Genomic DNA, 13017 nt, shown 5'->3' with positions numbered 1-13017 from the left:
TGGAACTGGATATAGACAAATTGAATCATTCTGATCGATATCTAGCGAAACAGTAAAAAACGAAACGATACAAAATACAGAAAGTGAACCCAGGGTATTTCTCCAAACTCAGGCAAGCAATACTGTGATGGATGTTAGCATCCAACCAGTGTCTTGAAGTCCAGGCTGGTCGATACCCAACTGATTGGGGCACGATCGATCGGGGCACGACTGGTCAGACGATGTTTCTAAAGAACACAGGACGTCTTATTTGGCTGTCAGGTCCTCCTTTTGAAATGTAAGGAACATCAGACACGTTATTCCCAGAATCTCCTGACCAAAACGCTGCAAACAGCTATTTATTCTGATATAACATGTTTCAGGTTCTTTAGATTTCTGCAACCGCTCCAAATCCCTGAATAGGACGCCTCAGATTCGTTAGCGGTCGTAGCATGCTCTGTTTCGATCAAGTTAAGGAGCGTTTCAGCTCCCAGTAGGCTTGAAGATAAGCGCTAATTACATTACCAAATACATATCAACAAGCCACCCAAACGCATATCAATCTGCCCAGATGCACATCAAGCCACTTAGGATTGTTATAAATTCTGATCCTCCGATGCTTGCTTCAGGCCAATTCCATTTCGCAAAACTTCATGCATTCGATCCTACGTTTTGCTAACTTTGCTTTTAATCACATTGCTTTCATTCCCTTTATGTTCAATCACTTTTCCTTTATTCGCGTTGCTCTCCTTTATTTACTCTCCTTGCAGAGTAATAAAAGTATCCTCGGCTTTCACCGATTCAGGAATCAAATCCTGTTCAACGAGCCATGTACGTACATTTTCCCACGATTCCATTTCCTGCCGACCAAATGGTTGGCCTTCTTCATTCATGAGTGGTAGCAGAATTGCCAGGCTTTTGGTTTCGATCTCCGGGTCAAGCGGTGATGTTTCATTCTCATGAGCGAGCAGAATACTCAAGGCTTCTTCTGGATGCTCAGTCACATATTTCTGTCCTTCCTGGACCGCTTTGACGAACCGGGTAAGTTGGTCTTTTTTTGCTTCAATGCCAGCTTCACTTGCAGTCAGGACCAATTCATAATAATCAGGCACACCATAATCGACGGGGTTAATCGATTTCATGGCATGTCCTTCTTTCTCCAAAATCAATTGTTCATGGTTAATAAAACCACCCATAATCGCATCCGCTTGTCCGGAAGCCAGCGAAGGAATCAGATCGAACCCAACGTCGACCAGATTTATGTTGTCGGGATTGCCGCCATCCTTACTGATCATCGTGCGTACCATCGCTTCGTACAGAGGAATGGAGGAATAACCAACAGTCTTTTCTTCAAGATCTTTGGGTGAACTTACGTTGCCATTCGCTTCGGTCAACAGATGCACAAGCGGGTGCCGAACAACAGCAGCAATGGAACGTACAGGAATGTTCTCGCCACGCGCGAGCAAGATTTGGGGCTGGTAACTTAGGGCCAGATCAATTTTTCCGGCAGCAACAAGTTTGAGCGAATCATTGGTATCCGCAGGCATCTGAATATCGAGATCCAGACCTTGGTCTGCAAAGTATCCTTTTTCCTGAGCCACATAGATGAAGGAGTGTACTGCATTCGGGTACCAGTCGAGCATGATAGACAGTTTATCTTTGGCGTCTGATGCAGGTTCGGTTGCAGACGGATCTGTTTGCTGTGTATTGGTTGCCGAATCTGTTGTTGGCGTATTTTGGCTATTGTCTGTGGTGCTGCATCCGCTAACGATCAGCAAAAGGCTAATGAGTATGATGGGAAGCAGGGAGTATATACCTTTGTTATTCATAAATGAAGTTCCTCATTTCATCGTTTTGATTTGTAGAAAATGGGCAACAGCATGTTAACGATAATGTGACAATGAACTGATTGAAGATGTTGCTGAAATTGTGCATAAGATATGTTTTGTTTTGAAGATTGTAACTACTGTATTTACATCTAATTTCTGTCTAAGTATTATCCAACCTTTCTTTTGCCTCCATGACGATGACGCCGTATGCTAAACCGTTTCTCCAGCCAGGTAATCAGTACAAACAAAACGATCCCAAGCAGGGATAACAGCAAAATGGCGGCAAACATCGCATCCGTGTTCATGTTGCTGGACATACGACGGCTGAAGTACCCTAGACCTTTGCTACCACCGAGCCATTCGCCAATCGTTGCCCCAACCACGCAGTACACCACAGACATCTTTAGCCCCGAGAAAAAAGAGGGAAGTGCCAGCGGAACCTGGAGTTTGCAAAAAATATCCCACTTGCTGGCGCCCATGGTGAGCAACAGTTCACGCTGCTCTGGATCGCCTTGGCGGAGTCCATCGTAGGTACTGACCACAATGGGGAAGAATGCGATTAAAAATACCACGGCGACTTTGCTCCACAACGTGTAACCAAACCACAGGATAAATACGGGGGACAAGGCAATCAACGGTATGGTCTGACTGATCACGATGAAGGGATACAATGCCCTTTCAATCGATCGGTTCATATGCATGCCTGTTGCCAGCGTAATTCCAGTCACTATGGACAAGACAAAACCAACAACAACCTCCATAAAGGTAGCAGGCAGATGGATGGTCAACAGCAGACGGCGATGCTCAACCAGTGAGCTTACGATGGCCGTGGGTGCAGGAATGATGAAGGAGGGCACCCATCCCATACGCACAATCACTTCCCAGATCGCCAGTAATAAGAACATGAGCATAATGAACAGACCATATTGGGAAAACGACCTCGAGAGCCACTTTAAACACCACGTCCAGACGCTAACCTCAGCTCTATCGTGCATGCAATTGTTCCTCCAGTTGTTGCCTCATCTGCACGAGAGCCGGTTCGTAGATCATGTCCGAATGCCTTGGGCGTGGTAAAGGAACCGTCATCTCCTGCAACTGCTGACCTTGCCCTCCTGGAGTTAACAGAATGATACGGTCACTTAACAGCAGGGCTTCTTCGATGTCATGTGTAATGAACATCACGGTTTGGCCAAAGCTCTCCCACAGCTCCAGCAACCAGCGATGCATTTCTCGTTTGGTTAATGCGTCGAGTGCACCGAAGGGTTCATCCAGCAACATGAGCTGCCCGCCTGTAAGCAAGGTACGAAGCAATGCCACCCGCTGCCGCATGCCGCCGGATAACTCATCCGGATAGGAATGTTCATAACCGGACAAGCCGAACCTTGCCAATCCTGCGATGATATCGGCTCGTAGTTTGTCCTTATCCTGTCGGCCTGGTGCAAGCTCGGCAGGTAGCATGCAGTTCTCCATGACGGTACGCCAGGATAACAGCAGATCTTTCTGCGGCATATAGGCGACTCGTCCGAGCCGTTGTCCTTGCGGGACATCAGCTATATCGATGGTGCCAACGGTTGGTTCATGCAAGCCTGCGAGCAGCTTGAAGAGCGTGCTTTTACCTGATCCGCTGGAGCCGATGAGCGAGACAAATTCTCCTTGTTGAACCTGAAGCGACACATTGGAGAGCACAGGGGAACCCTTTTTTTCGGGAAAAGCAAAGCTTACGTTGTGAATGGTTACATGGTTATCCATCTGATCCTCACCCCCTTGATGTCAGACTACTGCAATAACAACGGCATCCTATACTCTGCAAAAGGAACAAAAAAGACCCACCCATTTCCGGAGAAATGAGTGGGTCTGTAAGTTAAATCCGCAATTTATCTTCACATACATGAAAAAATTCCGCTTACTAAAAGGCCGCTCCACTTCCCTCCGCTGGTATGATCCAGATCAGGTTCAAAGGGTCCGAATAGTCATATTCGTCTCAGCCGCAAGGCTCCCCTAGTGCAAAAGTTCAAGATATGCAGTTGTGTGTTCAGCATATATCAATCGAACATGAACTGTAAAGAGGCAGCATGATAGAATTCTTGAGATGAACTTGGAGTCATACCCGAACAACTGAACAATTTACCTGGGCTCCCTAACCCGATATAATAGTGGTGGCGCATATTGGCCGGATCACAAATGCAGGTGGGATTGTTCTCCCTCCTAGGCAGAATGGGGACCCGAGTTGAAAACGTTCAAAAAAGTATATATTGAGATCACGAGTATCTGCAATCTGGCATGCAGCTTCTGTCCGCAGACACAGCGTGCCAAAGGATTCATTGACCCTGAAGTCTTCAACAATATACTGGATCAAGTTAAACCACACACCAATCATATTTACTTACATGTCAAAGGTGAACCCTTGTTGCATCCCAAAATAGATCTGTTGCTCGATTCCGCACATGAGAAGGGACTCAAGGTGAACATTACAACGAATGGTACACTGCTGCCCAAGACTCAGCATAAATTGCTTGGCAAACCGGCGCTGCGGCAGATGAATTTCTCCCTGCACAGCTTCGATGGGCATGAAGGTTCAACAGATCGTGACGGGTATCTGCGTCATATTTTGTCCTTTGTACACGAGGCCGTTAAGCACAATGTCATCATTTCATTCCGGTTGTGGAATCTGACACAGGATAACTTCACAAATGCTCAGATGAATCGAAATCGGGAGACCCTTGAAGTATTGGAACGTGAGTTTAATCTGGACTTCCGCATTGAGGAAAAAGTAGTTCCAGGCAGCGGGGTCAAAATTGCCCCGAATGTATACCTGAATCAGGACCATGAGTTCCAGTGGCCAAGTCTGGATGCACCTGAAGATGACGGTAAAGGCTTTTGCCATGCACTTCGCGGTCAGGCAGCTGTGCTTGTAGATGGAACGGTGGTTCCATGCTGTCTCGATGGCGAGGGTGTGATTAACCTTGGTAATGTGCACGAGAAGTCATTCTCGGAGATTATTGAGGGTGAGCGAGCGAACAATCTGGTATATGGCTTCTCCAAACGCGAAGCTGTAGAAGAGTTGTGTAGAAAGTGCGGTTATCGTCAGAGATTTGGAGCCTGATATCTTATATCAGCAAGCCAGAAGCCATTCAAGATCACACATTTGGAGACAAATGCAGTGGTCTTTCTTTGTTATCGGGGATTAAGTGAGGGGTATATACGTTACAAATGAGCATACCAGAGGTTGATATGAGCATATTGCTTGAGAGACCTAGCATGCAAAAAATGCCGATATGACAGGGATTGTACGATGTCATGATATATCTGATCTAATGATTATTCTAGTTACCTCCCTTATTTGGTAAGATTAGGTTGTAGATCGGACAGAGGTGCACCTCTGAAGATCTTCCAGTACAAGCCCAGGCTGTACACTACCAAAAAACGAGAGAATAAGGGAGGAATAAAGTTATGAAAAAAATGTTGACGTTGTTACTGTCCGCTGGTTTGGTTGCTTCTATATTTGGTGCAGTTCCGGCTGCGGCTGCGCCTACGGTTGTAAATTCAACCATTGTGGTTCCAAAGGGCACGACCTATGACGGCCAAGGTAAAACATTTGTAGCCAATCCTTCCACACTGGGCGACGGATCTCAAGCAGAAAATCAGAAGCCAGTCTTCCGTCTGGAGGCAGGGGCCACGCTCAAAAACGTAAACATTGGATCACCAGCTGCTGATGGTGTTCACTGTTATGGCAACTGTAATATATCGAATGTGGTCTGGCAGGACGTGGGCGAGGATGCACTGACATTGAAGTCTGCCGGAACGGTTAACATTACCGGTGGGGCAGCGTATAAGGCTTATGATAAAGTGTTCCAGATGAATGCAGCTGGAACAATTAACATCAAAAATTTCCGTGCAGATGATATTGGCAAACTGGTTCGCCAAAATGGTGGAACTTCCTTTGCAGTTAACATGACGCTGGATAACTCCAACATTTCCAATGTAAAAGATTCGATTATGCGTACAGACAGCAGCACATCACAAGGGAAAATTACGAATACCCGTTATTCCAAAGTACCAACGTTGTTCAAGGGGTTTGCTTCAGGGAAAACGAGCCAGTCTGGGAACACGCAATATTAGACAGAAGATTGAATCGCTGGAGTTGGTAAAAGTTTAAGCTCTGCTTGTAATTTGAAGTTAAAATATAACGCCAAAAAGAGCGTTCCAAGGTCATTGTTACAATGACTTTGTGGGACGCTCTTTGTAATGCAGATGTCATAGTATAGTTCTGCTGAGCAATGTTTTATAGAGGATGCTCAAATTATTGCTCTCCCGGAACTTCAACGATGACTTTGCCTTTCTCGGGGACAACAGAACCGGTATCAATAGAGTCCAATTTGTTCATGATTTCGTAAGAGGTTTCTTCAAGCATGCGAGAGTACTTAAATGATACGAGTGTTTGACCTGTTACGGAAGGACGAGTCCCTGCTTCAGCAACGGCTTTGTTTTTAATAAAGAACAGGTCACCGATGGTTCCGGCATTTTTGCTGATGTTAGCCTGCCATTGTAGCAGTGCACTTCCATTTTTAAGGATATAATAACTGATCAGATCGTTATCCTCAACAACGAAGAAACGATCTTTTTTGTCTTGTTCAAAAATGTATTCAATGGATGAATCCACTGGACCCAAAGGGTTGCGAATGTCCAGACGTGCTTGTCCCAGTTCAGAGAAGCGTGGCAGATGCAGTGCGGCTTCACGCGCCACAGTCAGATCGGAACTGTTATATTCTTTTACAATCGTAGCATCGGTAGTGTAAATGTAGGCTTCCTTGGCCTTCTGGTTCCACTGCACCTTGGCACCAAAAGCTTCACCGATGGCACGGAGCGGAAGCATCGCTTTACCATTCACCAGAATCGGCGCTGAGGATAATGTCGCATTCTGACCGTTTTTCTTCATTGTTTTGCTGTTAGGTGTAAGGACATACTTATCGCTGCCTGTGCTAATGCTGATCTCTTTTGTTTTGTTATTGTAACCAAACGTATAGTTGCCGAGGAATTGAAGCTCCGTCAATGCCACGTACGTAATACCCTGCCGTATGACAACATCATATTGAGCTTGAACATTGTTAATATAAGCTGTCGGTTTAGGTTTAGTTGTTGCGGCTTCCGCCACAGTGGATGAGAGTAAGGCAGGTGCCGTGCCTGCGGTGAGTATCGAAGCGGCAAGGACCATTTTCCATGTTTTAAGCTGCCAAACAGAATTGTAATCTTTCATCACTATCAATCTCCCTTCTAATGTTTAAGACGGACTACATAACCTAAATGTTTCATATTATGGAAAGTGAACCATCAGATTCTTTCCCCTGTTACCCCAAATGAAGCATGATGATTTTTCTAGGGATTGCCACAAATACCCATCTGATGTACATTAGAAGCAATGAAATAAGTGAACCGGGAGCTCAATGAAGTTGGGCTGAGAGAGCGGCCTTGTGCCGCTGACCGTACATCTGATCTGGGTAATGCCAGCGTAGAGAACATGGATTTGCGATATGTAAGGGTGAATTGTGGGAATGAACGTGGATGAACAACAGACCTCTTTGAACTGTGGTGGTGTATCTGCCATGACGGAGGGGGGCTGGTTGATATTCCGTATTTTCGACATCCATCCAATACATCATTGTGAGGATTGTACACTGTACGTAAGGCCTGCCCGGAACCGGGGAGGCTTTTTCGTTTATTTTGATAACCCCCACAGGGAACAAAGGAAGGACGTAGAGAAAATGGCAACAAAAGCAGGCAACAAGCGATTGAAACTAACGGATATTCTGGTAACCATCGTGATCGCAGTAGTGTTTGGGGTGATTTACAAGATATGGGGACCTACATATGACTTGATGAAACCATTTGGCGTTCATGCGGAGCAGATGATCTACGGCATGTGGTTTATGGCGGGCACGTTTGCTTTTGTTATCATTCGTAAACCAGGCGTGGCTATTCTTGCCGAAGTTGCGGCATCAACGGTAAGTGCTTTTCTGGGTAGTGAATGGGGCATGTCCACACTTGTATACGGTCTGTTGCAAGGATTGGGAGCCGAGATATTCTTCGCCGCATTTTTGTATCGCAAAACCAATCTGTTTGTCACCTGTCTTGCAGCCATAGGAGCCGCAGCGGCTTCGCTTTTGCTGGATTACCAGTACGGGTATATTGATTCACTCTCGGCCTGGAACTACACGTTATTTATCGGATTCCGCTTCATTGGAAGCATCTTGATTGCTGGAGTGTTCGCTTATTATCTCGCCAAAGCATTGGAACTGACTGGTGTAACGCGCTCACTTAGACCGGTATCCAAACAAGATTATGAGGCGCTGGATTAGATGAGCGGAGAGGAAAATTCGCAAGCGGTAAGTGTGACAAATCTAAGATGCAAGTTCCCGGGAGAGGAAGCCTTGATATTTCAAGGCTTGTCTCTTTCTGTGCGTCAAGGGGAGAAAGTGCTGTTGCTTGGCCCAAGTGGCTCCGGTAAATCGACGTTATTGCAAATTCTGAGCGGTCTGATACCCCGTTCGGTTGAGATTCCGATGAAATGTGATGATATTCAGGTTCCCGCCCAAGCAGGAGTGGTCTTTCAAGATCCGGATACCCAGTTCTGTATGTCCTTTACGGATGAAGAGATCGCATTTGTTCTGGAAAACCGAAATATTCCGCGTGAAGAGATGCCTGCTCTGATTGAATATTATCTGAAACAAGTGGGGTTATCCTTTGAACAGAATCGTGTATTGATCCAGTCCATGTCTCAGGGGATGAAGCAGCGTCTTGCGATTGCTTCGATGCTTGCCATGGACCCGGAGGTATTGTTTTTGGATGAACCCACTGCACTTCTGGATGATGAGGGGACTTCCCAGGTATGGGATACCGTCAAACGGATCGCCAGTGACAAAACGATCATCATCGTTGAACACAAAATAAACAAGATTGTGGATATGGTCGACCGCATCATTGTATTATCACCTGAAGGAAAGATTGTGGCGGATGGGCCAGCACAGCAGGTATTTACAGATGAACGGGGCAAGCTGAAGGCTTATGGAATCTGGTATCCGGGTGTGTGGGATGAGCACGAGCAGGCAACTAAGGAAGAAGAGGGAAGTACTTCTGGAGAGCTTCAAGTGTGTGTGGACCACGGCATCTCAAGTTTGGAAGCACAGCAATCGTCTGGCTTATCCGATACACCGGGTATATCCCTCATCTCTCACGTCTCATCCTTATCACCTGTATCACCCGGCTATCTGCCTGCACTGGACTTGCAACAGTTCACCGGATGGCGTGGGAAAACACCCTTCATTCAGGTAGAACAGGCCAAAGTATGGCATGGGGATTGGATTGGTATTGTCGGAGCTAATGGAGCTGGCAAGAGTTCATTGTTGTTATCTCTGATGAGTATCCTGAAAACAACAGGTCATTATGAGGTGGACGGTCAGCCTTCTGGCAAAACGGAGCAGCTTGCAGATCGAATTGCGTTTGTATTTCAGAACCCGGAGTTTCAATTTGTGACCAACACGGTCGCGGAAGAAGTGGAATTCTCATTGCTGGGGGGCAGGCTGACAACGGAAGAAAGACTTGTCAGGACTGATCATATGTTGAATCAATTTGGGCTAATAGCCCTCTCCGAGCGCCATCCCTACCAATTATCGATGGGGCAGAAACGACGCTTGAGCGTTGCCTCTGCACTGGTGAGAGAGCAGCGAATACTGCTGTTGGATGAACCTACTTTTGGACAGGATGCCCGCAATACGTTTGCCATGTTAGCACAGCTGGAGCAATTGCGGAGAGAGGGAACAGCCATTGTTATGGTTACCCATGATCGTGAAATCGTAAAAAGATATTGCACCCGAATCTGGATGGTAGATGAGGGGAGGTTATCTGATGCAACTGTCGTTTCCTCACCGTGAAACCTGGCTTCATAACGTCAATCCGGGATTAAAGATGATCATTCTGACGATGATGTTTGTCATCGTTATCCTCATTCACAATCTGAATGTAATGACCAACGTTGCGATGGCGATGATGTTATTACTGTGCTGGACAGGTCATCCGTGGTACAGATTGATACTGTACGCATCACCATTCATTCTGGTGTTTATCTCGACGTCTACAGGTATGATGATGTTTGGTAAGGGCGAGACCACATGGTATAAGTGGGGACTGATCCACATAACCGAAGAGAGTTTCTATCGCGGTCTACACTTGGGTTTTCGCTCGTTGACTATGGCCGCGGCTGGGTTACTCTTTGGTCTTACGACCAAGCCTGTCAGACTGTTTTATTCTCTGATGCAGCAGTGGAAGCTTCCGGCGAAATACGCCTATAGCTTTCTGGCCGCGATGCGCATGATCCCCATTTTGCTGGATGAATTCCAGACGCTCCGTTACGCGATTCGTATTCGTGGAACACAGCAACGTGGCTCTCGCTGGAATGTGTATCGTACACTCAAGCGTTACGCTATTCCGCTGCTGGCACAGAGTATTCGCCGTGCACAGCGAATGGCGGTAGCGATGGAAGCGAAAGGGTTCACAGATGGCGCGAGCCGCACGTATTACATTCAGATTGGCTATTCGCGAGCTGATCTGTGGTTTGTATTTTATTATATGCTCACCTTAACAGCGGCTTATTACATCGGGATTACCTTTCCTTATCATGCTACGATGGTGGATGTAAGGTAATACGGGCAGATAGATAGAAATATATTGAGGTAAACGGTAACTTTTTCCTTTTTACTGCGTCTCTATTGGAAATAACTTCTAATGAATGGGGATGAACGAGAGTGAAGACGGGTCCTGACTGGCAGAGAACGGGGTACAAATGGATTACCATGACTGGATTATCAGCTGTGCTGTTGACGGGCTGGATGCTGCTGGATTCCAAAATGGTCGCCCTTGAAGGACAAGCTTTGGCTACAACGCCACAAGCATTGGGGGCAAGTTCCCAAGTCTTAACTGCAAAGTTAGCTTACAAACAAGGAGACACCGTTACGCTTATTAATGACATCCCTCTGTTCAAAAACAGAAGGGACGGCAGTGTGGCTGCTGACAAGCTGGGGATTGAATACTATACAACAAAAAACGAAAAGTATACGTTGGCCTCGGTTCGAGGTGAGTGGGTGCAGCTTAAGTCAACCGATTATGGAAACTTTTGGCTGCCAAGTTGGTATGCACTGAAGGAGAGCAGAAGTATGACGGAAACAGCTCCCCAAAGCTTCACACTCCAATCAGGCAGCAAGTTGTATCTGGTTCCAGATAGTTCTACAACTTGGTCTAGTGAGAAAGCGCTAACAGATAAGGCTGTTATTGTTGCAAAGTGGAAAGGCTGGTATGGGGTCTCCATTGCCCCACGAGTCTGGAATAAAGAATCTTTCACGTATCGGCCAGGACTCTTCTGGATCAAGGCACAGGCTATAGAACAGCGGATGAATGTGGCTGATGGCTGGTTCATTCAGGAGGCATCGCTGCCAACTTCGGTTATACGCCATCTGACAGATATGAAGCTGAACAATGCAATCACCTCCAAACAAGTGGCTGGGTGGTTAGGCGAACCGGATTGGAAAGAGAGTTCAAGCAATTTGAATGATACTGGTTATGCAATGAGTATTGGGCAGACCTGGAGATATGAGCGGGAAGATGCACAATTTCTGGTCACATTCAACAAGAATGGCAAGGTGGTCAGGACACGCTGGAATCTACCACAGGATAATCGAAATGCTGTCGTTTCCGATTGGAACATCAGTCGGGCGGATGAATATGGGTTCACAACAAAAATCTATGGCACAACACTGCCAACGACAATCCCTTGGAAACCGGTATGGACCAACCAGGGGGATATTAACTACACTTTTTTACAAGCAGCCACGGATGACGTGCTCCTGATGAAAGGCGATGACGGTGGATTTAGCGGAGGTTACTACGAAGGTTCCATATATGCCCTTGACCGACATTCCGGCCAGCAATTATGGGGGATTAACGGGGGTTTTGGAAGACAGCAGGCAGAGGTGGATGCAGAGCGCAAATACGTTACAATCTACACCGATTATGACCCTGATAAGAAAAAATACGTGGATCGTATTCGTCATCTGAACTTGAAGAACGGAAAGGTCATGTGGACGTACACTCCTAAGCAAAATTTTAGACTAAATGGCATCACCGCTGCTAAGAACGTTGTGGTTGTGGATAACCCGGTTGTTGAGAGCTCAAGCAACAGTTGGTTAACGGTTCTGGACAGTGCAAACGGAAAAACATTGTGGACGCGAAAACTGGCTACAGGTTATGAATTATTGAACAAGAGTGCAGATGACCCCTATGTGTTGTATTGGGAAAAGAATAAGCTGGTTGCAGCCGATCCGCAATCAGGGCGAACCGTATGGAGCTTAAAGGGCAAACGATCCACCATAGAACAATTTTGGAATGATCCATATACTGGTGGAATTGAACGTCTTGATCCCTTTGCAACCACGAATGCTGAAAGATGGCTATCACTAGATAATCAGTGGCTTCTGCTTGATCTGAACACGGGGAAAAAGCTTGCCCAATTCCCTGCTCGGGTAGGACAGAGATTTGAGGAGCTGAATGATGGCATGTTGTTGATCCGTGAGAACAAGAATGGCAATCATTACGGAGAATATGAAGATTTTACAACCACCCTGTATGATGCCAAGACAGGCATAACACGCTGGACGCACAAGGGCAAGATTGAACGAGGACTGGTGGAAGAGGATCAGTTGTATGTGATTAAGAATGGCTACCCGGCGGCTGTGGATTATAAAACGGGGGAGACGCGCTGGGATACCAAAGATACGATTGCAACACTAAGGCATCCGACGAATCAGGGAAGTTATCTGGTCATTGATGATCAGTTGCTGTTGCCCATGGACGAGAATTTGCTCGTAATGAACAAAAAGAATGGAGCACTGTTAGGTCGTGTACATGACGTTGTGATGGGAAACCCGGAGCACCGGGACCGGGATGCGAAGAATGGAATGATTAACCGGATCGGTAATGAAGTGTATGTGGGTTCGTCCAACGGACGTTTTCGTGTATATGAAGCCAGCCGCCTGCAGGAGGCAATCTCACCTTAAAAGCTTGTCTCGTAAGGGATGTTGATTTATTATAAATGAACAGGCTTGCTCGCGCTCCGGTTATCGGCTGTGCGGGCTTTCTTCATGTGTTCTTGAAGAACCATGCATGA

The 13017-nt window shown here is 46.4% G+C and carries 10 protein-coding genes and 1 riboswitch; of the genes, 6 read left to right on the top strand and 4 right to left on the bottom strand.

The features are described 5' to 3' along the window. Positions 1-734 precede the first annotated feature (734 nt). The 3 genes from MHI01_RS14175 to MHI01_RS14165 form a co-directional block, all read right to left on the bottom strand. Positions 735-1808: an ABC transporter substrate-binding protein gene (locus MHI01_RS14175; protein ID WP_076253491.1), complete on the bottom strand. Its 1074-nt coding sequence runs from the start codon at positions 1806-1808 to the stop codon at positions 735-737. A gap of 167 nt (positions 1809-1975) precedes the next feature. Further along, positions 1976-2803: an ABC transporter permease gene (locus MHI01_RS14170; RefSeq protein ID WP_076253490.1), complete on the bottom strand. Its 828-nt coding sequence runs from the start codon at positions 2801-2803 to the stop codon at positions 1976-1978. Next, a complete protein-coding gene (locus MHI01_RS14165) occupies positions 2793-3557 on the bottom strand; it encodes an ABC transporter ATP-binding protein (protein ID WP_076253489.1) in 765 nt (254 codons plus the stop codon). The genes MHI01_RS14170 and MHI01_RS14165 overlap by 11 nt, the downstream gene beginning before the upstream one ends. A gap of 158 nt (positions 3558-3715) precedes the next feature. Then, positions 3716-3818: riboswitch (TPP riboswitch) on the bottom strand. Positions 3819-4035: 217 nt separating this feature from the next. Here MHI01_RS14165 and MHI01_RS14160 point away from each other — a divergent pair. Both MHI01_RS14160 and MHI01_RS14155 read left to right on the top strand, forming a co-directional pair. Then, positions 4036-4911, top strand: coding sequence for a radical SAM/SPASM domain-containing protein (locus MHI01_RS14160; RefSeq protein WP_036606150.1), 876 nt, complete (start codon positions 4036-4038; stop codon positions 4909-4911). A gap of 347 nt (positions 4912-5258) precedes the next feature. Continuing rightward, a complete protein-coding gene (locus MHI01_RS14155) occupies positions 5259-5927 on the top strand; it encodes a pectate lyase (protein ID WP_036606151.1) in 669 nt (222 codons plus the stop codon). 181 nt (positions 5928-6108) lie between these two features. On the opposite strand, the gene MHI01_RS14150 is transcribed toward MHI01_RS14155, so the two are convergent. Next, the gene (locus MHI01_RS14150) at positions 6109-7062 is read right to left on the bottom strand and encodes a copper amine oxidase N-terminal domain-containing protein (RefSeq protein ID WP_315371098.1); all 954 of its coding nucleotides are present in this window, start codon (positions 7060-7062) and stop codon (positions 6109-6111) included. 505 nt (positions 7063-7567) lie between these two features. Here MHI01_RS14150 and MHI01_RS14145 point away from each other — a divergent pair. The 4 genes from MHI01_RS14145 (at position 7568) to MHI01_RS14130 (ending at position 12907) form a co-directional block, all read left to right on the top strand. Continuing rightward, entirely contained in the window at positions 7568-8161 is a 594-nt protein-coding gene (locus tag MHI01_RS14145) for an ECF transporter S component (RefSeq protein ID WP_315371099.1), read from the top strand. After that, positions 8162-9733, top strand: a complete 1572-nt coding sequence (locus MHI01_RS14140; protein ID WP_339285593.1) for an ABC transporter ATP-binding protein — start codon at positions 8162-8164, stop codon at positions 9731-9733. After that, entirely contained in the window at positions 9708-10502 is a 795-nt protein-coding gene (locus MHI01_RS14135) for an energy-coupling factor transporter transmembrane component T family protein (protein WP_315371101.1), read from the top strand. Before MHI01_RS14140 ends, MHI01_RS14135 begins: the two co-directional genes overlap by 26 nt. 101 nt (positions 10503-10603) lie before the next feature. Then, positions 10604-12907, top strand: coding sequence for an outer membrane protein assembly factor BamB family protein (locus MHI01_RS14130; RefSeq protein ID WP_339285595.1), 2304 nt, complete (start codon positions 10604-10606; stop codon positions 12905-12907). Positions 12908-13017 lie beyond the last annotated feature (110 nt).

Origin of the sequence: Paenibacillus sp. FSL M7-0656 (assembly GCF_038003225.1) — a bacterium.
Classification (GTDB): domain Bacteria; phylum Bacillota; class Bacilli; order Paenibacillales; family Paenibacillaceae; genus Paenibacillus; species Paenibacillus amylolyticus.
The sequence above is the reverse complement of the archived record's forward strand: the minus strand, read 5'-3'. Positions and strand labels throughout refer to the sequence as shown.